A 22,592-nucleotide genomic window follows, 5' to 3' on the forward strand; every position below is an offset into this window, starting at 1 on the left:
AGAAATCGACGCTCACTCGCTTAAAAGATGGAAGATTATTTATCAAACTAACCAGCGTTGAAGAATATCCTCGTTCCATTCCAGACCGTTGCCAGGACAGTCAGGAATCAGAGCATACCCATCCTTGATGCGTATGGATTCCCTCAGAATAGGGCCAGCATGGTCCAGGTATTCAAGCCAGTGACAGGTTGGCGTCACAGCGAGCAGGTGAACACTGAACTCGGGGAAGGTATGGCTGGAGGCAAGCAGACCTGCACTCTCAGCCAGGGCGGCGGCACGCAGCCAACCAGTGACGCCTCCCAGTTTCATGACGTCAAGCATCACGTAATCGGAGGCCTGGGCTGCAATACTTTTCGCCATATCATGCGGTCCCCACCAGTTTTCACCAAGTTGGATGGCTGTTTGAGCCGTTGCCTTGATAGTCGCGTGCCCCTGGAAGTCATCGGCTTGGGTAGGCTCCTCAATCCAGTACAGTTGCTCCTCGTCGAGGACGCGTACCCTTTCCATTGCCTCAGCGACTGAGAGACTCTGATTGTAATCGACCATCAGCTTGACTTCATTGCCAACGGCCCCTCGCATGGCCCGAATCGTTGCCAGATCTTGTGCCAGGTCACCACGTCCAATCTTGACCTTGATCGCACGGAAGCCGAGGGCAAGCAGTTCCTCGGCTTCTGCCGCCGCTCCCTCTGGACTCATTGTTCGCAGACTGGCATAGGCCGGGATCGGTCTGGGTACACCACCCAGCAACGTCACCAGGGGCACTCCACACGCCCTGGCACGCGCATCCCAGAGCGCCATATCGATACCAGCCATCGCTATGCCTGTCAAACCCTGTGGACCCAGGAGGCGAAAGTGCCGTTGGAGTTTCTGTTCGAGAGGGACAGGTGCGGCGACCTCACCTATGAGTAGCTCCTCAAGGTTAGTAATGAGCCGAACCAGCGGTTGAAGGGCTACTGGGGTATAACAACGCACGTAACTGTGCCCGGTGATACCCTCCTGGGTCTCCATGTCCACCAGCACCAATGGCGTGGCCTTCATGACCCCGCTGGCAGTCTCGACGGGACGATCAAGTGCCACATTGAGTCCACGAGCACGAATAGCGCGAATAGTCAGTTGGGTTGAGATGTCCATAAGAATTTGCTCCTTACAAGTGATTCAAGCTGACAGTCAGGGAAAGGTAAGACACGTTTTTGCACACAAATGTATAACTACTTTGTGTTGTTTCTACTCTATACTAAAAGCGTATCGAGTGGTGTTTCACGATACTACCTCACATCAAGAGAAAGGAGACAATCATGAGTATTCCAGCAACGTGGTTCCCTCTTACCTGGTTCCCTTTCTAAGGAATATGCCAGGCATAGATGATTGCAATCATCCGTGATCTTGATGGCATCGGTATGCTGTCAGGAGCAGACCAGGGGAGGTGTTGTGAGGCTTTCTACGCTCTTCCCCTGGCTCTGTCAAAGACATTGATGTACTGCTTCTCAAGGGAGCACTTTACACTATGACCTTTCAGGAGAGCAGACACATGGGAATATTTGTAGCGGCTGCAACCCGCTCTCCCCACACTGCTCGCTCCTGTTCGCTCATCTGTGCAGAGAGCACGACCTGTAAGAGAGGGTGAAATGACAGTAAACATTCCTCTGTGCGACGCTCTACCAATGAGAGACGACGTAGCACCGCTATGGCAAGATCAAGCTGAAAGGGATCGGTAGCGAGCACTTCAAACGCTGTTCCGAGAGAGTTCGCCGCTGTCAAAAAAAAAGTCCTCAGAGATAGTAACCGATGGCAAAACAGCAAGCACACGCAACATGTCCGCTGCCATAGCCATTTCTTGCTCAACCTGCTCTTTTGCAAGCAAGAAGGTCGCGGCGACGGGAAGGGGATGCGCTCCTTGCGAAGTCCCACGTCGGTCCAGTAAGTGCATCGGGTGTTGCTTATAATAGTGTACGTAGTCGGAGAAGCTACACCCGGTTTCTTCAATATAGGCTCCAGCTTGATCAAGAGCAAGAGAGAGTCGTCCTACCAAAGCAACAATTTCTTTGGCGGCTGTATATTGAGTCGGCATGCGCTCGGCACATTGGAGCATCTGTGCGCTTGATACTGATGCTCCAAGTGTTCTCGTACGTTGTAACAGGAAAAGCAGTCCCTCCTCTTGCGTTAGGGGCCGCAATTGTATCCCTTGTGCTACTGAACCAAGGACCTGATTGCAAGTGGTGAGCAGAATACTTCCTTGCTGTATCGGAGCAAGGAAATGCTAAATCATGTCGAGATCTTCAAGATGATCCCAGATCAGCAGCCATTGTGTATGCCTCGCGAGCCAGTATTGGACCGCTTCAATGAGTTGTTGCGGGTTCGTTTCTAGCCGCGCTGGAAGTTGAAGCACTTGTGCAATGTGTTGCAGGCTGACGAGCAGTGACTCAGGCGTTTGAGCGTCGATCCAAAGGAGCGCTGTGTACTCGAAAGCATAGCGATAGGCATACTCAATAGCGACCTGCGTTTTTCCAATTCCTCCCATCCCTTGAAGAGCAAAGATGGGCATTGCCGTATCTGCGCAAGCCAGCAGATGATTATGCAGAGCATGCAACTCCTCACTTCGTCCGATAAAGAAGGGATTTTTGGGGAAGGGAAGATACCAGTATGGGGCCACGCTGGTCATACTCGCCTCTAATAGCTGGCGTATTTCCGGCTCGTTGAGACTGAGCGCATCCGCCAATTCCAGTACCTTCGCTTTGGGCATCTGGAAGGATATCTCCCTGCTCCCAAAAGCCAATGGTGTTACGGTGAACCCCCAGACGCTCTGCTAATGCCTGCTGTGTGATTCCATTTCGTTTCCGCAAATTTCTCAGCAAATCACCAAAGGGGGGAAAAATATCATCCACGCCCACTCCTATTTCTCACTACAAGGACAAGGCGGCATCCCGTTTAAAATGGGAGCCACCATGCCTTTTTGTGAATGTTGAGTTTATCATGCCACATATGGTGTGCATATCTTCACCATGTGTGGTATGCATACTAGTTTTTCTGATCAACGTCTACGCTTGCATGCTCCAAGAGCCTGAGAAACATTCTTATGATGCATGAGGAAGGATGACCAACTTGCCCTGGATTTGATTGTTCTCCATCAACTCATGAGCGTAAGCAATCTCTTCTAAGGGAAGGCGCTTCGCGATTACAGGCTTGATCTTTCCTTCTGTCAGGAGGGCGAACAGCCTGGTGAGATCCTCGCGAAACCATTCTGGATGCCGATTTTTCATCCCAATAAGCGCTCCCGCAATGGCATACCATTGCGCATATTTCCCATTAGGGAGGAGAGACCAGTAGGCGAGTTTGGGCAATGTGCGGAGCACCCAGGGCAGGAGAGCGCCCCCCCGCATATTCTCAGGGGTGAAGCCATAGCAAATCAACCGACCTCCTTTCCGCAGTGCTTGAAACGACTGGTAGAAGTGCTCACCACCTACTGCGTCGAAGACCGCATCAACCCCATCTCTGGTGGAGGCATGAATGCGTGTCACAAAATCTTCTCTGGTGTAGTCGATCGGAGTGGCGCCTAAGCTCTCTATCAACTGCTGTTTGGCCGTGGATGCCGTTCCATACATCTCTAGATGGAACAGTTGGCCTAATTGCAGCAAAGCTGTCCCAACGCCTCCTGCTGCTCCGTGTACCAAAATACGCTCTCCCGCTTTGATATGGGCGGCACGGTGTAACATCTGGTAAGCGGTGATATAGTTTAAAACCAGGCTCACTGCTTCAGCTGGATCGACCTGCTCAGGCACCGGAACGACTTCTCGTTCAGGAAGACAGAGATATTGGCCGTAGCTGCCCCATTGAGGAAGCGCGGCCACCATCTGACCTACAGTTCTCTCTGTGACCAACGTGCCACATTTTTCAATGACTCCCACAAGGTCATAGCCTGGAGTGAAAGGGTATGCAGGGATGCCAGGATATTTTCCCATCCGTATCAGAATGTCTGGAAAGGCAACACCAGCTGCCAGAATCTTCACGCGAACCTCGTTCGCTTTGGGTTCAAGCAGTTCATCTTCCCGCAGTTGAAGGACCTGGGTTCCTCCGGCGCGTATAGCAAGAATATGTTGGTACTTCATGTTCTTTCGCTTTCATATGTAGGTATAGAAACATCGGCGCAATTTAGAAACAATGTTACCATGAAAAATTCAGCATTGAGTAAGATTCTCAATGCTAGCATCAGGCTGGTAGGCTCTTCAAAAACTCGATGAGCGCTGTATTGACCTCGACTGGACGCTCCTGCTGGGTCCAATGACCGCAGCCGGAAAGAAGAAGTGTCTTCTTGAGATGAGGAACAAAGGTGCGCAGGTTCGCAATCAGCTCTCGACCGCCAGGAAAGTTGGCTCAGGGCGCAACAGGGCAAGATCCCAGGCGATGATAGCCCCCCAATCATGTCCCACTACTATCGCTTGTTGCTCGCCGAGCGCATCAAGCAAGCCAATGATGTCGCCAGCCCAAATGTAGTTGGGTGTATTGCTCGATATGGCTGGGTCGCTCGGTTTGCCCATATCCGCGCTGGTCAGGAGCCACAACATGGTAGCTCTCCTGGGCAAGAGCCACCAATTGATGACGCCAGGAATACCATGATTCAGGAAAGCCATGCAAAAGCAGGACGAGAGGTCCTTCTCCTATTTCTGCGATATGCATACGAATACCATTTGTCTCAAGAGAACGATGGGTAATAGCTGTCATTTTTTCCACCAATGTAGAATGCCGTTATGTTACAGAACTGTTCTGTAACATAACGGCATTCTACATTGGTGTACTACATCATGTCAAGGGTACTATCCACATCCCAGGGCTTTCCAGTTCTCCGCTCAAAGGGGTGCAGGGTCTCCCTGCCGGGGTCTGGGGTGTCCCCAGTTTCCTTCCCTCCTTCGCGCGCCGCCGCAGGCGGCGCGCAAAAGAGAAGAAAAAAGGTTTTTTGCGGGGACACCCCGCACCCCGGCAAAGGGCTGCCGCCCTCTGCACTCCCGCTAGATGAGAGAATTGGAAAGCCCTGTCCACATCCCTTTTTCCTTGCATGCTTTCTCGAAGAGTTCATGTCTGCCCAATGGGATGAGACTGGAGATATTCTGGACTCGCTCAAGTCCCCTGGTCTCAAACCACTTGAAGTCGTTTTTCAGTTCGACAGTAAAGATGAGCAGGCCATTGAGGAAGATGCCCAGGTCGATGCTATCTCGCGTCTTGCTGTTAAAGTGAAATGGGCGTAGGACAGGGAAGAGGTTTCCTTCGAAGCGCTTCGCCGTTTCGAGATTGAGCGTGGTTGGTCGATAGAAGGCCAGTAGTATACTTTTGGGTACTATACCACATTTTTGTGCGTACTTGTAGAAATCGATCTCACCATGCATACTGCAGCTATGTTTGCGTGGCTCTCGCAGACGCCAGAAGAGCGTCCTCACTAAGCTGTAGGCAGGTTCTGGAATTCACCCAGAAAAATGTAGATGATAAACTGGGAGGTTATCTCATCTTATTTTCGGAAGTGTGCTCGAAAGCAAGCGGACTGACATACTGCAATGTCGAATGCAAACGAATGGGATTATAAAAACATTCGAGATACTCGAAAATGGCTGTACGAGCTTGCTGCCTTGTCTGGAAGCGTATTCGATTGGTACACTCTTTCGTGAGAGTAGCGAAGAACGATTCCATTGCAGCGTTATCCCAGCAATTTGCAGTGCGACTCATGCTGACTTCAATGCCTTCCTCACGCAAAGCTGTCTGATACCGCTCGGAAGTAAATTCAGTTCCTCGGTCAGAATGATGAAGCAAATCAGATCCAGGATGCCTGTGCGCTACCGCCAAAAGCCTCGCCAGCTCAGTCAGTTCCGAATCCTCCGATGTCCCCATCGCCCAGCCGACCACCATGCGCGAGAAGAGGTCCAGGATCACGACCAGATACAGCCACCCCTCAGCAGTCTCGACGGCTTTGGTATCCGAGACCCACTTCGTATTGGGTGCATCCGCGTGAAATTCTCGTTGGAGGAGATTAGGAGCAAAACGAGCATGAGGATCGCTTTTCGTTGTCGGTTTGCGCGACCGTTTGGGCAGCGCTGACAAGCCCAGCTCACGCATCAAACGTGCAACTCGCTTGCGAGCTGTGCTGATCCCTCGTTCTTTGAGCAGCATATGAATGCGTGGACTCCCATAAAGCTTTCTGTGCTCCAGGAACAGTTGTTGAATTTCGGCGGCGAGACGGGCATCTTCTCGACAATGCTGGGAAGGCTCTCGATTTTTCCAGGCATAGTAGCCACTCTCCGACACCTCAAGGGTCTTACAGAGCATCGTGATGGCATAGTGTTGGCTCTGCTCTGCAATGAAAGGAAAGGTCAGAGCTGGCCGCGCGAGAAGATGCCCAGCGCTTTTTTTAAGATATCACGTTCTTGGCGCAATAATTCGTTTTCTCTCTTTAATTGTCTCATTTCTTCTTCTTGAGGTGTTTGATGTCCACTTCCAGGAAATGCTTGCACCCCATGCTCGTCAAACTCCTTGCACCAATGATGCAGCGTGCTGTCAGCAATGCCCAAATCCCTTGCAATTTGGATCATCGGCTTTCCACTGGTTTTTGCGAGTTGGACTGCTTCTCTCTTGAACTCTCGTGTAAATGTCCTTTGTTTCTTTTGCATGGTCTGTTCCCTTTCTGTGGAAGTCCATTCTCTCTAGTTTACCTTCCACACTTTTCTGGGTCAAGACCATTCTCTCAAGAGCCAGAAGATGAGCAGAGAAAGAGAAGAGAAGAAGGATGAAGAAACAAATGCAAGCCATGGTCATCAACGAATTTGGTGGTCCGAACATTTTCCAGGCCGTGCAGGTGCCGCGACCAGAGGTGCGTGCCGGGCATGTCCTCATACGTGTCGCGGCCTCCAGCGTAAATCCTCACGATTACAATGTTCGTAAAGGCGCTGCCCCTCCTGCTATTGCGCCAGCGTTTCCGGCTATTCTCCATGGAGATGTGGCAGGAACCATTGAGGAAGTTGGCGAAGGCGTGACCGCTTTTCATCGCGGAGATGAAGTCTATGCCTGCGCTGGTGGGGTGAAGGGCACGAGTGGAGCCCTGGCTGACTATATGCTGGCTGATGCCGACCTCGTCGCGCCCAAACCGAAATCGCTGAGTATGACGCAGGCGGCGGCACTGCCACTGGTAGCGCTTACGGCATGGGAGGGGCTGATTGATCGGGCGCAGATGTATGCAGGACAAACAGTGCTTGTGCACGGCGCAACCGGTGGAGTAGGGCATCTGGCGATCCAATTGGCGAAAGCGAGAGGAGCTCGTGTGTTTGCGACAGCCTCGACGACGGAAAAAGCGCGGATTGCCCAGGCACTCGGTGCGGATGTCGCCATTGAGTATCATACACAATCTGTCGCGGAATATGTGGCTGAGTATACCGGAGGGAAAGGGTTTGACATCGTCTTTGATAGTGTTGGAGGAGCGAATTTCGCCCAATCGGTTGAAGCAACGGCCCCCCGTGGGACGATCATTTCCATTGTTCCGAATGCTACTCTTGACTTGAGCTTGTTGTTGTTCAAAGGACTCTCACTCCATACCGTATTTACGTACGTACCGTTGCTGTATGGAATGGGCCGTGCTGCTCATGGGCGGATCTTAACCGAGTTGGCGAAACTGGTTGACGAAGGAAAGGTGTGCCCACTGATTGATGAGCATACCTTTGCCTTGAGAGAAGTGGCTGCTGCACACCAATTTCTGGAATCGGGTCGTGCTCTTGGCAAAGTAGTTCTCGTAAATAGCTAGATATAGCGCCAGGGAGGCGTCAGTTCCCTTCGGGCAGAGATCCATCCTTTCAGTTCGAGTACACTCAGCACATCAGTGAGCACATCCATGCCATTCTCCCTTTTTAAGACGATCAGACAATCATTTGAGACAAAATAGCATAGATTATCTTAGCGTGCAAGGGTATACTCTGCTCATTGAGAAAATCACTTAACCTCGCAAGAGTCACGCGAACAGAAGAGTTCTGTTCCTTATTCACAAGAAAGCAAAAGGTATGAACGAAGGAATCAAGGCACCAGGCTTGCATGACAAGAACGTGGTCGTCGTCGGAGGCAGCAGGGGCCTGGGGCGTGCCATTATTGCCGCAATTTCGGCTGAGGGCGCGCGGGTGCTGGCCGTGGCGCGAAAGGCGGAGCCGCTCAAGCAGCTCGCCACTGCATTTCCAGAGGTGCAGACCCTCGCGCTGGACGCGACGGAGGAGGGCGCTCCAGCCAGGGTGTTTGAGGCGCTTACCCCAGATGTCCTCGTCGTGTGCGCGGGGGCAATCCCTCATATGGCACCGCTGGTGGAGCAAACGTGGGAGCAGTTTTCCCGCAACTGGAATACCGATGTCAAACTCTCGCTGCTCTTCTCGCAAGCGGCGCTGACCACCCCACTTCGACCGGGAACAACAATCATCCTGATGTCAAGCGGCGCAGCTATCGTCGGTTCACCGCTTTCGGGTGGGTATGCTGGTGCAAAGCGTACGCAGATGTTTCTTGCCAGTTATGCCCAACAAGAATCTGACCGCTTGCGTCTCGGTTTGCGCTTCCTTGCACTGGCACCAGGCGGCAATATTCTACCAGAAACGGATCTGGGGAACGCTGCGGCCTCTGCCTACGCCTCTTCTCGAGGGATTTCCGTTGAGGACTTCATCTCCCTCCAGAGGGGGAGCAATCGCGGGTAACGCCAGGCACGGTTGCCAACGCTGTGGTCGAACTCGCAAGTCGGCCACAAGGCGCAGAAGGAAAGGCGTTCCTGATTTCTGGAACTGGGGTCAAGCCTGTGTCGTAGATCCGCTGGTCCTGCACAAGCCAGCAAGCGAGCAGATGCCTGGTTAACGGCACGTGAACAGTTCGTTAGCGTCGGGTGTCGAAGTGGCCCTTTCTATCTCTGTTGCACAATTGAGGCGACCTGCTCCTGAACAGAAATACGCTGCGTCTGCTCCTGCTCAGTACGAGCCTGCTCCACTTCATTCAAATGCTCTTGTGCCCACTGACGTAAAACTCCAATCGGTTCGATCAACGTCCTGCCTAATGGAGTGAGGGAATATTCTACATGAGGTGGAATCACGGGATAAACAACGCGCTGGACCAGCCCATTATACTCCAGATCACGTAGCGTTTGCGTCAACATTTTTCTTGAGATGCCATCAATCTGGGAGCACAACTGGCTAAAGCGTTTGGTGCCACTCTCCAGGGCATAGATGACTAATGCTGTCCACTGATCGCCGATTAGTTTGAGGACTTCTCGCGTGGTACAGGTTGAAAAAGAGATCTTTGGTGATGCTTGCTTCTTTATAGTTTCCATTTCGTTACTATAGCACTTTTTCGTGCCTTCTTACAAGAGAGAAGTTTCTTGGCTATAGTATGTGCAGACACGGCGCAACAGGTGAGCACCGTGACACATTCTAGTCTTCCATGAAGGAGAGAGTTATGCTTGCTATTGTCAATACGCCCAGAAATGAGACCCCCATCGAGCTACGTGAGGTAGCTGAACCGCAGGTTGCCGACGATGAGGCTATTGTGGAGGTCCGGGCTTTTTCGTTGAACCGGGGAGAACTGGCTTTGCTTGCCAGGCGCCCGGAAGGATGGCAACCTGGTCAGGACATTGCGGGTATCGTGGTGAAGCGTGCCGCCGATGGCAGTGGCCCGGAAACTGGGACACACGTTGTGGGGCTTGCTGAACAAGGAGGGTGGGCACAACGTGTTGCTCTTGCGACAGACCGCCTCGCCGTCTTGCCGGAACATGTCAACTTCGCCCAGGCCGCAGCTCTCCCAATGGCCGGTCACGCAGCTTTACGCATCCTGCGCTTCGGTGACATGCTGCTGGGCAAGCGCATCTTGATTACAGGAGCCGCAGGCGGCGTTGGCCGTTTCGCCGTTCAACTAGCGGCCTTAGCTGGTGCAGAAGTCACGGGGGTGGTTGGTCGCCCTGAGCGGGCAGAGGGGCTGCGTGAGCTTGGAGCAAGTGAGGTGATCACGCAGATAGAACGAGCACAGGGTCTCTTTGACGTGATCTTAGAATCAGTAGGAGGAGCTTCGTTAACCAGTGCGCTTCAACTAATAACCCCTCATGGGACGATTGTTGTTTTCGGCAACTCGTCAGGGGAGGAGACGCCTTTCAGCCTCTATCATTTATTCGGGCACGAAGGCATACGCCTGCAAACGTTCTTCTCATACCATCCAGACACAACCACCACCTTGAGTGCTGATCTCGCCACCCTGGTGACGCTTGTTGAAGCTGGAAAACTGAGGGCACCGATTGGATTAGAAACCAGTTGGCACGAATTCATCCCTGCACTTACAGCTCTGCAAGATCGACAAATCCAGGGAAAAGCCGTCTTCCATGTGAGTTTTTGAAGCGGCACTTTTGTCTCCTGTAGTATCGTTAGTATCGTTTTTGATACTATAGCACATCTTTGTGCGTACTTGTGCATCTGTATATTCTTTCTCTATACTCTTATTGGCCAATGAGTTGAAGTATACCAGCATCAAGGAGCCGAAGGAGAAGATGCCTTTGCTTCTTCATGAGCAATGAATGAGACACTCACGATATATGAGAAAGGACAGATGAAATACAATGAAAGCACTTCTCTGTAAAGAGTATGGCAACCCACGACAACTCGTCTACGAGGAGATGCCGTCTCCTGTTTTAGAACCAGGGGACGTGCGCATCGCCGTCCAGGCCATCGGCGTGAATGGGGCCGATGGCCTGCAAGTTCTTGGACAATTTCAAATCGCTACCCCGTTTCCGTTCAGTCCAGGTTTTGAGCTGAGCGGAATCATCGTCGAATGTGGAACTGAGGTCCAGATGTTCCAGTTGGGAGACCGTGTGCTTGCTATCACCTGCTATGGAGCCTATGCAGAGGAAATTGTCGTCCCTGCCACGAACGTCGCTCACTTGCCGGACACAATGACTATGCTGACCGGAGCAGCCTTTCCGGTTGCCTATCTGACCGCCTATCTTTCTCTGCGACGACGCGGATGTCTCCAGAAAGGAGAAACACTGGCTGTTCATGGGGCCACTGGTAGTGTTGGTGGAGCGGCACTTGAGATTGGCAAGCTGCTTGGTGCCAGGGTTATTGCTATTACCGGGCGTTTGGAGTTAGTGCAAGGACGGCCCGATGTTAGTATTAACTATCAACATGGAGCACTAGCACAACGTCTTCTCGAATTCACAGACGGGCGAGGGGTTGATATGATCCTGGATCTGGTGGGGGGAGATCTCTTCGAGGCTTCCTGGTCTGCTCTCGCCTGGGAAGGTCGCTTCCTTACCGTGGGTTTTGCGAGTGGACAGATCCCCCAGATTAGTCTCGCGCAAATTCTCCTCAAAAATGGAGCCATCATCGGAGAAGATCTAGCGGCCTATATTACACGCGACATCAAGACTGTACAACAGGCACTCATTGAACTTCTTGGCTGGTATGAAGAAGGAAAACTCGCGCCACGACAGCCTCAGGTCTATCCCCTGGAAGAAGGCGGGAGCATTCTGCAACAGGTAGCCGCTCACCAGATACGTGAAAAAGTCGTGCTGACGACCAGGCACTGGCAAGAAGAGGAGCGTTTCGTATGAAATTTGGACTATTTTCCATGAATGCCTATGCGTGCAGTTTTCCAGAACGCGCTGTGCGTATTGCCCAACTGGCTGAAGCAACCGGGTTTGAGTCGTTATGGGCAGGTGAGCATGTGGTGCTGCCTGATCCACGAACCCCTGAGTCGCGTATGGCTCCCGAAGAACGTATCCTTGATCCGGTAGTGATGCTGACCTATCTGGCAGCCCACACCCAACGGGTGCTCCTGGGGACAGGCATCATCATTCTGCCACAGCGCAACCCGCTCGTCCTGGCGAAAGAGCTTGCCAGCCTTGATGAACTCTCAGGGGGACGTTTGCTCTGTGGCGTTGGCGTCGGATATGTGGAATCTGAGATGCGTGCTATCGGGGTTCCGTTTGCAGAGCGAGGTGCGCGTACCGATGAATACCTGGACGCTATGCGTGCCATCTGGACGCAACAGAAGCCTGCGTATCACGGTCAGTTTGTCTCCTTTGAAGGGGTGCAGACACATCCGCAGCGCAATATTCCTATCGTCATTGGAGGACACACGCCTGCTGCCTATCGCCGCGCCGTACTGCAAGGGACGGGCTGGTATGGTTTTGCGCTGGACCTCTCCTATACCGCTCGTTGCATGGCCGCGCTGCAAAAAGCTCTCAAGCAGTATGAGCGCCCGTTGAGCCTCGGCGAGTTGGAGATTAGCGTAACGCCAAGCATCCCTCTCACAAAAGCTATCGTTCAGCAGTTTGCCGATCTAGGTGTCCATAGGCTCATTCTCATGCCCCCAACTCATCTGGATGTATCCCAATTGGAAGCATATATTACCCACATAGGAGAAACTATCATCAGGCAGGCATAAAGAGAAGATTTCATGCATATAGCTGTATTACTCATGTGTTGAAGCGGTTCTGCACTCCAAAAAGCTTTCGGCCGCTGAAGCTTATCAGCCTCAGCGGCTTTTATTATTGGTGGTTTTCGATGTCAAGCCAGCGCTTCCCAGAGATTCCCGCGCTTCACTGGCTCGCCATGAGCTGGACAGACCCAGGTAAACGAAAATCGCCCAACTGCGCTGAGGGAGCGCGTCAATGCTGCTTTATCCCAGGTAGCGATGGCTGGCTGAGGCTGCAATTTCCCTCTCCGGCTCTTGACAAGATCTCCACTAAACAGAATGTCATGAAAGCGAAATGAGACATGACCGAGTGTATGTCCCGGGGTAGGAATGACCTCTATCCCTGCGATTGTTTGGCTTGGCTGGTAGGTCTCGTCGATCTGAGGAGCATCGACGCGGTAGATAGTTTGCAGGATTCGCCTGATGCCCGGAGGATTTTGTTTCCCCATAATATATGGCTGGTCCTCCTGCGATGCCCAGAGCTTTGCTCCCGATGCTTCGCGCAAGGCGTGTGCATTGCCGATATGATCGACATCATAGTGGGTCAGGAGAATATGAGCCAGATCGGTTGGTTGAAGGCCGAGACGCTTCATTGCGTCCAAAATAGTTTGTGTGCGCCCTGGCAGACAGGTATCAATCAAAACAGGCTCGTCTCCCAGAATCAGATAAACATAGCTCCCTTTCGTTCCGTCCAATAAGTGAATATCTTTAGTGATCTCCATAGATTGCTCCCTCCTGTACCTCATCTCTGTGAAAAGGTAGATAACAGTTTTTCAAATTTTTCCTCTAAATGCTATTTAAGCTTTCTATCCTGCAATATCAAGTATGACGTTACCAATATGTTGATGATGCTCGATTGTCTGATGGGCCTGAACGATTTCCTCTAATGGGAAGCGGGCACCGATGAGCGGGCGCAGGGCTCCAGCTTCCAGGGCAGCGGAGACGCCCGCAATGGCCTGTTCGTGCGCCGTAGCTGACATGGTATAGACCAGGATGAGATGGAGCGTGATGTTACGGACCATCAGTTCAAAAAACGGCAATGGAGGAAATGCCTCGCTTTCAGAATCGTAGGCGGCAATGACGCCATTGGGCTTGATGGTGCGGGTATCAAGTTGCATGTTGGGTCCGAGAGCGACCTCCACGATGCGATCAACGCCTTGTCCACGTGTGATCTCGCCAATACGCGCCGCTACGTCTTCTCGCTGATAGTTCAGTACCACGTCCGCCCCTGCCGCAAGTGCGACCTCGCCTTTCTCGGCGGAGCTTACCGTCGAGATGACCGTCGCCCCAGCCCATTTTGCCAGCTGGATCGCCGCATGACCAACCGTACCAGCACCTCCCGCGATGAGTATCGTTTGCCCACGAATCGGGCCGTCTGCGAAGAGAGCGCGGTGAGCCGTCAGTGCGGGAATCCCCAAACAAGCTCCGATCTCGAAGTCGACATGATCGGGGAGAGGGACGGCCTGAGCTGCTGGGAGGACAACATACTCGGCTGCGGTTCCAAAGGGACGCCCGAACTGAGCATTCCAGAGCCAGACGCGCTCTCCCACGCGTGACGAAGCGACCTCGCTGCCTACCGCTGCGATGACTCCAGAGCCATCGCTATGTGGGATAATCCGAGCGAACCCCATAGGTTGTCCCCTGTACGCGCGCCGACGTTTTGCATCGGAAGGCGTGATCCCGGAGATGCGCACCCGAACCAGGACTTCTCCCGGTCCGGGAACTGGCATCTCCATTTCTCCTACGTGCAAGACCTCCTCGGCTGGCCCTTGCTGCTCATACCATGCTGCATACATGTTCGATTCTCCTTCTGATACTAGAAGAAACAAGAATACCATTGGGAAACATTGTTACCGCGACAAAAAACAAACCTGCTGTTCCTCATTTTTGCGAAGGCAAACGACCTATGGCCGTGGGAACAGAGACGGAATCATGGCTTCAAGCGCGCGTTCAAAGACCGTTTTAGCCTCCTCTTCGCTGCTGAAATGTCCCAACAGGTGGAGGCTCACCACGCCATGCAGTGTAGCCCAGAACGTTCGCGTCAATAGAGCTAGATTATCGTTTGCTGATAGGGCCTGTTCTTGCTGATAGCGCTGGAGCGTCTCGATGACAACCTCAAAGGCGGTTGCAGTGGTATGGAGGCTGGTAGCGCTGGGCTGATAATGGGGAATGGCCCCACAAAACATCACAAGATAGAAGCTGGGGCGAGCCAGAGCAAAAGTCCAGTACGCCCAGGCAACCGCGCGCAGATAGGCAGTTGGAGTTGCGGCTTTCGGCACCTGTGCGATGGTGTGAGCCAGACCCGCGCATCCTTCCAGATAGAGTGCGTCCGCCAAACCATCTTTCCCTTTGAACATGGTATAGATGATCTTCGTCGAGCAATCCAGCGTTTGTGCCACGTGCCGAACGGTGAGCGCCTCTGGCCCTTCTTCACGCAAAAGCCGACTGGCGGCCTCGATGACGTTGCGCCGCAGCAGTTCGCGTCCATAGGCCCGAACCTCTTGATGTGTGGCAATATTGTTTTGTTCTGGTAACATTGTTTCCATATGGCAAAGTATAGCTGCTTCCCTCTTCTTTTGTCAAGATCAGTATGCTCTGGCTTGCTTTACCAGAAAAACCGCTTGCCGCCTGCTCCTGGCATACAGGCTATGATCTAACCCAACCGCGAAGTGCAGACCGCAGCCCTCGCCTTCCCAAGCAGCAATCTGCGCTTCGCGGTTGGGTTGCAAGAATGAAGGTGCGATGATAAACGCTTTGCTATCGGGAAGATAGTTGCCCTGTTCCCAGGACCAGATCGTATTGCGGTGGACGCCTATCTTTTCCGCCAGACCCCGCTGGCTCATGTGTGCACGCAGGCGCAGCGTCTTAGGAAGATCACTGAACGATGAAACAGCCATAGCATGGACGTTTCTCCTCTTCAAAAAATGCTCAGTCTCCCCAAAAACAGGAAAGGCCAGCAAATATCACCGTTTGTCACAGCTCAATTGTGATGGCCTTATCTTATTATAGAAGAGATACTTCTTCTATGCACTGCACTATTTTTGAGGAGAACACATGTATGAGAGGTCGTGCTCTAATCATGCTTATCCTGGCTCCCATCATCGGGCCGGGTATGATCTACCAGGTTTTGCGGCGGCTTGTCAATCCTTGTGTAAATTTCTGGTAGTGTTTGCAGTCATAGGCCTGCTCAATCTATGACGCGGGTCATAACAGAGAGTCGCCAGAAATAGGTCTGTGATTCGTGACTGATAGGACAGGCGTTCACCGGTTTTTGTCGGCTATACTTCACCCATCGAGTTCGCCAAATGACTGAACCGAAGGCAGAGAAACAGAAGCAGAAGGAATAAAGAGGAATATCATATGAAGACCTTTCAGGGAAAAGTTGCTGTTGTCACCGGTGCGGCCAGCGGCATCGGGCGTGCTCTGGCCGAGCGTTGCGTCCAGGAGGGCATGAAGGTCGTCCTGGCTGATGTCGAAGAGCAAGCGCTTCGGCAAACTAGCCGGGACCTCGCCGTTTTGGGTGCCGAAACCCTCGCTGTGCAGACTGACGTGTCGCAGGCCGCCGCAGTGGAACGACTCGCCGAGATCGCTTTCGAGACCTATTCGGCGGTACACCTCTTGTTCAACAACGCGGGGGTCGGAGCAGGCAAGACCGCCTGGGAAAGCTCTCTGGCCGATTGGGAATGGGTCCTGGGGGTCAATCTCTACGGGGTCATTCATGGCATTCGTTCCTTTGTGCCGCGTATGCTGAAGAGCGGAGCCGAGGGCTACATTGTCAATACCGCGTCAATGGCGGGTCTCACCTCTAGCCCGGGCTTGAGCGTGTACATGGCGAGCAAACACGCGGTCGTGAGTCTGACAGAAACACTCTATCATGAACTGGCTCTTCGCGATGCCAGCATTGGAGTCTCGATCCTCTGCCCCGGCTTCGTGAAGACCCGCATTCAGGACGCGGAACGCAACCGCCCAGCACGTCTGCAGAACGCGCCAGATGCGCACGCCGCAAGCGAACAGCAGGTGTCGCGGGAAGAGCAGGAGGGTGGACAACGGCTTCAGCAGGCCATCCGCGAGGGGATGTCGCCCCAACAACTCGCCGACATGACCTTTGCTGCCATTGGCGAGGAACGCTTTTATATCTATCCGCCCGAATTCAAAGGAGGCATTGCCTCCCGGATGGAGGATATCCTGACGCCGCGCAATCCTACCCTGCTTTTGCCAAAATAAAATACAGGTAAGCTGGCTCATGCGAGAAACACAAAAAAGGAAAAAACATCATGCCAGAAACATACAACCCTTCTGTAAACGATGCCAAGCTGGCTCAGTCGTTGAAGTCTCCGTCGCTGATGAGCTTGATCATTGGCCTGTGGCCCAGCATTTTGCTCAATGGCGTGTGCGTTATCGTTGTCTACCAACTGGTGAAGCATTATACTTCGGCCTCCGACGAGACCGCACTGGTGCTCTCGGCAGTGCCAGCTCTGATTGGGACAATCATCACCCTGATCCGGCAGCGCAGCGTCGATGTGCTGGGAGCCTTCACACTGATTACCATTGTGCTTTCGATCGGACTGAGCTTCATGACGGGTGATGCCAAGCTCTTCCTGATTCGCGAGTCGTTTCTGACGGTGCTCTTCGGGATCATCTGTCTGATCTCGCTGCTGTTTCCAAAGCCGATCTGGTTCTATATCATCCGCTACTTTACGGTGGGCAACGATCACGAGCAAATGGTGGCATATGATACCGCCTGGAAATTTGCCTCCTTCCGGGGCTATATCCGCACGGTCACGATCCTGTGGGGCGTTTTCTACACGATCGAATTCCTCATTCGCCTGGTGATGGTGTACACGTTTTCCATCTCTCAGGTGTTGGTGATTTCATCCATCATCTTCTATATACTCACCATTCTTGCCAGCGTGCTGACCTTCCGTTTAGGCGCGCGTCTGCGCAAGCAGCGCATGCAGAAAGAGGAGCCACAGGCTCGTTTGCTTCAGTGAAGTTTTACGTTCAGCGAAAAAATAAGACTATCTCGAAAAGGAACCATGTAGATCTTTTTGGCAAGCAGATGAACGCTAGGTCTGTCCACGGAAAGCGAACAGCAGAGAGAGCAGCACAATGCCTAGTTGAAGGAGGAGGATCAGCCGCAACCTGGTGATGAAGGGGCGTTTGATCGTCTTATGCCGAAAGGAGTGACGTGCCGCATAGGCGGCAGGGGTGCCACCAACAAAGGCGAGGAATAATAAGACGTTCTCTGGAACGCGTTGTCCTCCATGTATGGCTGAACGCTTATCAAGGCCATAGACGACAAACGTCAGGATGTTGAGTACAAGCAAGTACCCAAGAAGTAAATTCACGTGTGCCCTCGTCTCTTTTCCTACGAGACAAGCAAAATCAGCTGTGCTTGTCTCTCACTATGATAGAACATTTTAGTGAGTTTGGAAAGGTCGGGAAATCCTGCCTCTCGTGGGTATGTGCGCTCGCAGGGAGAGCATATCCCTGAAATGAGCGCGGCCTGAGGCGTTGCCGCTCGGGGTGATGGACTGTGGAGTTCACTGGAAGCGCGAAGCACGGACAGTGGAACTGCATGCTCCTTCCCCTCCTCATGCGGGCGTTGCAAGCGCTTATGTGGAGACGGCCATGCTCAGCGCCCTAATGGGAGCCAGAACTATCTGTGTGCCCGTGGAGAGCGCGAGCTTGCCCCCGCTGTCATTGCGTGCTGGATAGCATCAGGTGGTCGAGGGCGCGGCGTGCGGCAGTGGTTAACCTATAGCTCCTTTCAGTTCTAACAAGCCACAGGTATTATAGTCAGTCGCCGCTAGACACGCAAGAGCTTAACGAACTGAAAAGATAAATTTGAGTGAGAAGTATTTCGTATCTTTCCATAAAAATATGTCAGTGTTGCAGAAGATAGGAAAGACATTATTTAAACAGTACTAGCAGTTGCCATCTTAGGTACAAGCACAAGGATTTACTATAAAATCCTGTTTCAGTTCTCAGCTTACCGCTTTTCATATCAGCGAAGAAGCGGGAGAACGAACTATGTTGGCTCATACGCAGCTTTGGTGAACCAGGGCTTGCTCACCTTTGACAGAGAGAGATGGAATGATATACTTCTCGTGAAAGAAACGAGTGTTCTCGAGGCGCTGACGATGAAAGGGCTAGCACGTCTCTCTCTTCCCAGCGAATTGCGGATGACGGAGATCCGAAAAGCGGAAACGGCGTCGATCATTGAGGTATTCACAGAATGGACAAGAAGTTAATGCCTCGTCTGCAAAGAGGAATCAGGCTCAGTCCATAGCTAATACATATGACGACTCAAAGTTACTCACCTGTGCCTCTGTGGAACGGTCGTTGAACGAAAAGTAGGTCGATACGTATCTCTGGTCTTCATACGAACCTGACACTTTGGTATCTCCACATGAGATGAATGTTGCTCTGTACGAGTCAAAGGGGGAGAAACAATGGAAAACCAGGAAATTCGGACAGCCTTGGATCGGCACTGGGCTGCCTCTGCTGCTGGTGATATTGAAGCGGAACACGAGATCTATCACGACGACGTCCTGGTCGAGTATCCTCAGTCGGGTGAGCGCATCCGCGGTCGCCACAACATTCAAGCCCTGCGCGGACACCACCCGGCGAAACTGGGTTTCACCATCCGGCGCGTCCTTGGGAGCGGCGATCTCTGGATCACCGAGTACATACTCAGCTATAACGAGCAGCCAACTCAAACAGTCAGCATTATGGAGTTTCGCGATGGCAAGGTTGCCCGCGAGACGCAGTACTTTGCCGATCCGTTCGAGCCACCTGCTTGGCGAGATCAGTGGGTCGAACACCAGGAGCAATGAAACACCTCTCCTGGTTGGGCATGTTTCCAACTGAATGCATACCCAACACAAGCGCCTAAATATGAGCACGTTTTGAAGCGTGCCAGTCGGGTCATACACAACTTCGGTAAAACAGTGCAACAAGCTTGGTTTCTCTTTTCAAACTGAGTCAAGAGAGTGGACGTGACCCGGAAAGATGGAGGCATGAATGTTGGTTAACTCATCTGCCAGTTAGAGCTGAGAACAAGAATCCAGTAAGCTCATACTTGCTAAATTAGCACCTGTCTTCCTCTGTGATGGCCATCTTCTCCTTCTTTGGAAAAAATGCGCCGCTGCTGACGTTGATTCTTTAGAAGAATGTACTGATTTTCTCTCGCCACCGTCTTGCGGATAAAGAAGAGGCGATGTAAGTGGCCTCTTCTGAGGGAGGAAACTGTTTTTTTGCCTATCTTATCTGCTAGATAGGACGATTACTGAGAGATCGTATGCCAAGAAATGAGCGTTTACGTCAGCAGCGTATCCTGCGCAACTGGCGACAGCAAGATCTGGCCGATCAGCTACAAACCTCCCTGGTCACTGTCCAACGCTGGGAACGAGGAACCCATCAGCCTAGCGCCTATTATCGTGCCAAGCTCTGTGAGCTCTTTCGCCTCTCTGTCCAGGAGTTAGGGCTGGTGGAAGAGATCCTCTCTCCGCCACATAGTGAGTCCACAGGTGTCGCAGTAGCGGGAGGGGTTCTTTGCAAAGAGGTGGTACTCTGGAACATTCCCTACAGACGTAACCCTCATTTTACCGGGCGCGATAACCTCCTTAGCCAGCTTGAACAGCGATTTGCTCCCAGAGATGTGAGCCAAGCAGAGAACATCCGCCGGGTTGCTTTGAGCCAGGCACAAGCGATCAAGGGATTGGGAGGGATCGGCAAGACGCAGATTGCGGTGGAATATGCCTATCGTGCCCGCGAACAGAAACGCTATGCTCATACGTGCTGGATTACTGCTGCCAGTGAAGAAACTATTCTGACCAGTTTTGCGGCGCTGGCTGACCAATTTTCTGCTTCTCTAGCAAAAGGCGAAACCGATCAACGCAAACTTGCCGCTGAAGTCATCAATTGGCTGGAGCAATGTGCTCTACCCTGGCTCCTCATTTTTGATAATGCTGAGGAGTTGTCTCTCCTTCTGCCCTACCTTCCTCGATGGGGCAAGGGCCACATACTATTCACCACTCGAGCCAATGCGGTTGGCGCGTTCGCTTCTGCTCTTGAGGTGGACACGATGAGCTTGATGGAAGGGGCCCAGCTGTTGCTGCGTCGGGCACAACGCCTGGAACTTGCCTCAGATGAAGAGGTCAACGAGGCGGGCAACATCGTTGTGGCACTAGCGCAGTTTCCCTTGGCCCTCGATCAGGCGGGCGCTTATATTGAAGAAAGTGGATGTAGTTTACATGATTACCTACAACTCTATCAGCTGCATCGTTCTGCTTTCCTTGCTCGCCGTGGCACACAAGCAACACAGTATCCAGAGTCGGTGGTGGCAACTTGGTCTCTCTCGTTCCAACGTATCGAACAGCAAAGTCCTGCGTCGGCTGAGATGCTACATTTACTCGCATTCCTCTCCCCAGATCATATCCCGGAAGAATTACTTTCCATGGGAGCTCCCTACTGGCCCCCTGCGTTGCAACTGGCTGTCTCTGATCGCGTCAGCTTCAACCAGATGCTGGAAGCGTTACTGCGCTTTTCACTGGTGAAGCGTTTATCGGAGGATCGCCAGTTGAGTATTCATCGGTTGGTGCAGGTAGTACAGAGAGAGGCTCTACAAGGCAAGCTACAGCAGCAGTGGGCAGAACGAGTAGTGCGGGCGGTCAACCATGTGTTTCCTGGTGATCCACGAGAGAATAGTGCTGCCTGGTCGCTCTGTCAGCGCTATTTGGAACAGGCCCAGGCGTGTACGCTGCTGATCCAGCAGTATCACCTACAGTTTTCTGAGGCAGCTGAGCTGCTTGATCGAGTCGGTATTTATCTCAGAGAACGGGCCTTATATCATCTGGCTAAACCTCTCTTCTACACGGCGCTACGTTTATGGAAACAGCAGAGAAAACCGAATCATGCCCATATCTCCTCGTCGCTTGCTGATCTGGGAGATCTCTATCGAGAACAGGGCAAGTATAGAGCAGCGGAACTCCTTTACCGACGAGCACACGCTATTTATGAACGCTTTGTGGGACAAGAAGGTGGTCAGCTCGCCTATTTGCTGCAAGGGCTGGCAATTCTCTCTTATCAGCGGGGGAAATATACAGAGGCAGAACTTCTCTATCGGCGGGTGTTGCATATCTGGGAACAGCAAGTGGGATCTGAGCATGCCAAAGTATGCTATCCGCTCAACGGTCTGGCTAGTCTTTACTTTGAACAGGGGAAGTATGGGAAGGCGGAGCCATTATATCAGCGGGTGTTGTATATCTGGGAACAACAGTTGGGGCCAGAGCACCTTCACGTGGCCATGATCCTCTCTAATCTGGCCAATCTCTACTGTAGACAGGAGCTATATGCGCAAGCTGAGGCGCTTCACCAACGAGCGCAGCGCATCTATGAACAGCAGGCGGGATCTGAGAATCCTCGGCTAATCAATTCTCTCCACGGATTGGCCTATACCTACCAGAAGCAAGGACGGTATACAGAGGCAGAATTGCTCTATCACCGAGCGCTCCGTATTGGTGAGCAGCACCTGGGTTCAGAGCATCCCACGCTATTTGACCCTCTCAATGATTTGGCGTGGCTCTTCCTTCACCAAGAGCGGTACGTAGAGGCAGAAAAGTTCTATATGAGAGCGTTGAATGTTCTTCAGAAGCAGGTGAACCCGGAACAGGACCATCCCGACATGGCCTCTCCACTCCACGGGTTAGCTCGTGTCTACGCTGTTCAAGGAAACCCAGGCGAAGCGGAACGCTTCTTTCAGCGAGCAGCGCGACTCTGTGAGCAAAAGTTCGGACCTGTGCATATTGTAATGGCTGAGATCCAGCATGATTTCGCAGGCTTTCAGCAGGCGCAAGGCCAGATCCAGGAAGCAGCTTTCTTGTACCAACAAGCGCTGACGATTCGTGAACCTGTACTTGGACTAAATCACCCTCTTACCATCGAGGCCCGCGAGAACCTACAGAACGTGCAGATAATGTTGGGCCAACCGAAAGTAAAGCAGCCAGCTCCAAGGAAAGAGAAATGAAGCATGGCTATGCTCGTCTAGGAAAACCGCAATCCTTTGGTGTGAGAATAGGCTGATAGGATGAACGAGAAATGAAATGTTACTTTTGCTTCTTAAAAATGACGGTTAGATG

The 22,592-nt window shown here is 52.4% G+C and carries 22 protein-coding genes and 3 pseudogenes; 9 read left to right on the forward strand and 16 right to left on the reverse strand.

Annotation, left to right across the window (positions count from 1 at the left end):
* Positions 1 to 42: 42 nt before the first annotated feature.
* The 9 genes and pseudogenes from K3T83_RS49870 to K3T83_RS49915 form a co-directional block, all read right to left on the reverse strand.
* Entirely contained in the window at positions 43 to 1,131 is a 1,089-nt protein-coding gene (locus K3T83_RS49870) for an enolase C-terminal domain-like protein (RefSeq protein WP_220210597.1), read from the reverse strand.
* A gap of 381 nt (positions 1,132 to 1,512) precedes the next feature.
* Positions 1,513 to 1,758, reverse strand: coding sequence for a hypothetical protein (locus K3T83_RS49875; protein WP_220210598.1), 246 nt, complete (start codon positions 1,756 to 1,758; stop codon positions 1,513 to 1,515).
* A complete protein-coding gene (locus K3T83_RS49880; RefSeq protein ID WP_220210599.1) occupies positions 1,724 to 2,173 on the reverse strand; it encodes a hypothetical protein in 450 nt (149 codons plus the stop codon). Before K3T83_RS49880 ends, K3T83_RS49875 begins: the two co-directional genes overlap by 35 nt.
* A gap of 84 nt (positions 2,174 to 2,257) precedes the next feature.
* A complete protein-coding gene (locus K3T83_RS49885; protein ID WP_236065255.1) occupies positions 2,258 to 2,740 on the reverse strand; it encodes an ATP-binding protein in 483 nt (160 codons plus the stop codon).
* Positions 2,741 to 2,789: 49 nt separating this feature from the next.
* Positions 2,790 to 2,888, reverse strand: a pseudogene (locus K3T83_RS58315) (helix-turn-helix domain-containing protein); the annotation flags it as partial.
* Between the two features lie 183 nt (positions 2,889 to 3,071).
* Positions 3,072 to 4,103 carry a medium chain dehydrogenase/reductase family protein gene (locus tag K3T83_RS49895; RefSeq protein ID WP_220210602.1) on the reverse strand — a complete coding sequence of 344 codons (1,032 nt, stop codon included), beginning with the start codon at positions 4,101 to 4,103 and terminating at the stop codon, positions 3,072 to 3,074.
* Positions 4,104 to 4,367: 264 nt separating this feature from the next.
* Positions 4,368 to 4,716 (reverse strand): annotated as a pseudogene (locus tag K3T83_RS58320) (alpha/beta fold hydrolase); the annotation flags it as partial.
* Between the two features lie 284 nt (positions 4,717 to 5,000).
* Positions 5,001 to 5,375, reverse strand: a complete 375-nt coding sequence (locus tag K3T83_RS58325; RefSeq protein WP_373324717.1) for a type I restriction endonuclease — start codon at positions 5,373 to 5,375, stop codon at positions 5,001 to 5,003.
* Between the two features lie 109 nt (positions 5,376 to 5,484).
* Positions 5,485 to 6,647: pseudogene (locus tag K3T83_RS49915) on the reverse strand (IS3 family transposase).
* 128 nt (positions 6,648 to 6,775) lie between these two features.
* Between K3T83_RS49915 and K3T83_RS49925 the strand changes: the two are divergent.
* On the forward strand, positions 6,776 to 7,771 hold the full coding sequence (locus K3T83_RS49925; protein ID WP_373324756.1) for a zinc-dependent alcohol dehydrogenase family protein: 996 nt from the start codon (positions 6,776 to 6,778) through the stop codon (positions 7,769 to 7,771).
* Here K3T83_RS49925 and K3T83_RS49930 read toward each other — a convergent pair.
* Positions 7,768 to 7,860: a cupin domain-containing protein gene (locus K3T83_RS49930; RefSeq protein WP_236065256.1), complete on the reverse strand. Its 93-nt coding sequence runs from the start codon at positions 7,858 to 7,860 to the stop codon at positions 7,768 to 7,770. The two genes, K3T83_RS49925 and K3T83_RS49930, sit on opposite strands and share 4 nt — an antisense overlap.
* Before the next feature lie 164 nt (positions 7,861 to 8,024).
* On the opposite strand from K3T83_RS49930, the gene K3T83_RS49935 reads away from it, so the two are divergent.
* Positions 8,025 to 8,696, forward strand: a complete 672-nt coding sequence (locus tag K3T83_RS49935; protein WP_220210606.1) for an SDR family NAD(P)-dependent oxidoreductase — start codon at positions 8,025 to 8,027, stop codon at positions 8,694 to 8,696.
* A gap of 200 nt (positions 8,697 to 8,896) precedes the next feature.
* Here K3T83_RS49935 and K3T83_RS49940 read toward each other — a convergent pair whose 3' ends face one another.
* Positions 8,897 to 9,319: a winged helix-turn-helix transcriptional regulator gene (locus K3T83_RS49940; RefSeq protein WP_220210607.1), complete on the reverse strand. Its 423-nt coding sequence runs from the start codon at positions 9,317 to 9,319 to the stop codon at positions 8,897 to 8,899.
* A gap of 125 nt (positions 9,320 to 9,444) precedes the next feature.
* Here K3T83_RS49940 and K3T83_RS49945 point away from each other — a divergent pair, with 125 nt between their 5' ends.
* From K3T83_RS49945 to K3T83_RS49955, 3 genes are all read left to right on the forward strand, one after another.
* Entirely contained in the window at positions 9,445 to 10,371 is a 927-nt protein-coding gene (locus tag K3T83_RS49945) for a zinc-binding dehydrogenase (protein WP_220210608.1), read from the forward strand.
* A 220-nt stretch (positions 10,372 to 10,591) separates the two neighbouring features.
* Positions 10,592 to 11,584, forward strand: a complete 993-nt coding sequence (locus tag K3T83_RS49950; RefSeq protein WP_220210609.1) for an NADPH:quinone oxidoreductase family protein — start codon at positions 10,592 to 10,594, stop codon at positions 11,582 to 11,584.
* Positions 11,581 to 12,420 carry an LLM class F420-dependent oxidoreductase gene (locus tag K3T83_RS49955; RefSeq protein ID WP_220210610.1) on the forward strand — a complete coding sequence of 280 codons (840 nt, stop codon included), beginning with the start codon at positions 11,581 to 11,583 and terminating at the stop codon, positions 12,418 to 12,420. Before K3T83_RS49950 ends, K3T83_RS49955 begins: the two co-directional genes overlap by 4 nt.
* A 122-nt stretch (positions 12,421 to 12,542) precedes the next feature.
* On the opposite strand, the gene K3T83_RS49960 is transcribed toward K3T83_RS49955, so the two are convergent.
* The 4 genes from K3T83_RS49960 to K3T83_RS49975 form a co-directional block, all read right to left on the reverse strand.
* Positions 12,543 to 13,172: an MBL fold metallo-hydrolase gene (locus K3T83_RS49960; RefSeq protein ID WP_220210611.1), complete on the reverse strand. Its 630-nt coding sequence runs from the start codon at positions 13,170 to 13,172 to the stop codon at positions 12,543 to 12,545.
* 84 nt (positions 13,173 to 13,256) lie between these two features.
* Positions 13,257 to 14,246 carry an NADPH:quinone reductase gene (locus tag K3T83_RS49965; RefSeq protein ID WP_220210612.1) on the reverse strand — a complete coding sequence of 330 codons (990 nt, stop codon included), beginning with the start codon at positions 14,244 to 14,246 and terminating at the stop codon, positions 13,257 to 13,259.
* 108 nt (positions 14,247 to 14,354) lie between these two features.
* Positions 14,355 to 14,996 carry a TetR/AcrR family transcriptional regulator gene (locus K3T83_RS49970; protein WP_220210613.1) on the reverse strand — a complete coding sequence of 214 codons (642 nt, stop codon included), beginning with the start codon at positions 14,994 to 14,996 and terminating at the stop codon, positions 14,355 to 14,357.
* Positions 14,997 to 15,035: 39 nt separating this feature from the next.
* The gene (locus K3T83_RS49975) at positions 15,036 to 15,347 is read right to left on the reverse strand and encodes a helix-turn-helix transcriptional regulator (protein WP_220210614.1); all 312 of its coding nucleotides are present in this window, start codon (positions 15,345 to 15,347) and stop codon (positions 15,036 to 15,038) included.
* Positions 15,348 to 15,810: 463 nt separating this feature from the next.
* Between K3T83_RS49975 and K3T83_RS49980 the strand changes: the two genes are divergently transcribed.
* Positions 15,811 to 16,674, forward strand: coding sequence for an SDR family NAD(P)-dependent oxidoreductase (locus tag K3T83_RS49980; protein ID WP_220210615.1), 864 nt, complete (start codon positions 15,811 to 15,813; stop codon positions 16,672 to 16,674).
* A 50-nt stretch (positions 16,675 to 16,724) separates the two neighbouring features.
* The gene (locus K3T83_RS49985) at positions 16,725 to 17,441 is read left to right on the forward strand and encodes a VC0807 family protein (RefSeq protein WP_220210616.1); all 717 of its coding nucleotides are present in this window, start codon (positions 16,725 to 16,727) and stop codon (positions 17,439 to 17,441) included.
* A 75-nt stretch (positions 17,442 to 17,516) separates the two neighbouring features.
* On the opposite strand, the gene K3T83_RS49990 is transcribed toward K3T83_RS49985, so the two are convergent.
* Entirely contained in the window at positions 17,517 to 17,798 is a 282-nt protein-coding gene (locus K3T83_RS49990; RefSeq protein WP_220210617.1) for a DUF1294 domain-containing protein, read from the reverse strand.
* A 1,107-nt stretch (positions 17,799 to 18,905) separates the two neighbouring features.
* On the opposite strand from K3T83_RS49990, the gene K3T83_RS49995 reads away from it, so the two are divergent.
* Together K3T83_RS49995 and fxsT are read left to right on the forward strand one after the other, a co-directional pair.
* Complete coding sequence (locus tag K3T83_RS49995; protein WP_220210618.1) at positions 18,906 to 19,289, forward strand: nuclear transport factor 2 family protein; 384 nt, start codon at positions 18,906 to 18,908, stop codon at positions 19,287 to 19,289.
* 464 nt (positions 19,290 to 19,753) lie between these two features.
* Entirely contained in the window at positions 19,754 to 22,480 is a 2,727-nt protein-coding gene (gene fxsT / locus K3T83_RS50000; protein ID WP_220210619.1) for an FxSxx-COOH system tetratricopeptide repeat protein, read from the forward strand.
* Positions 22,481 to 22,592: the final 112 nt, after the last annotated feature.

The sequence above is a fragment of the Reticulibacter mediterranei genome (genome assembly GCF_016587455.1).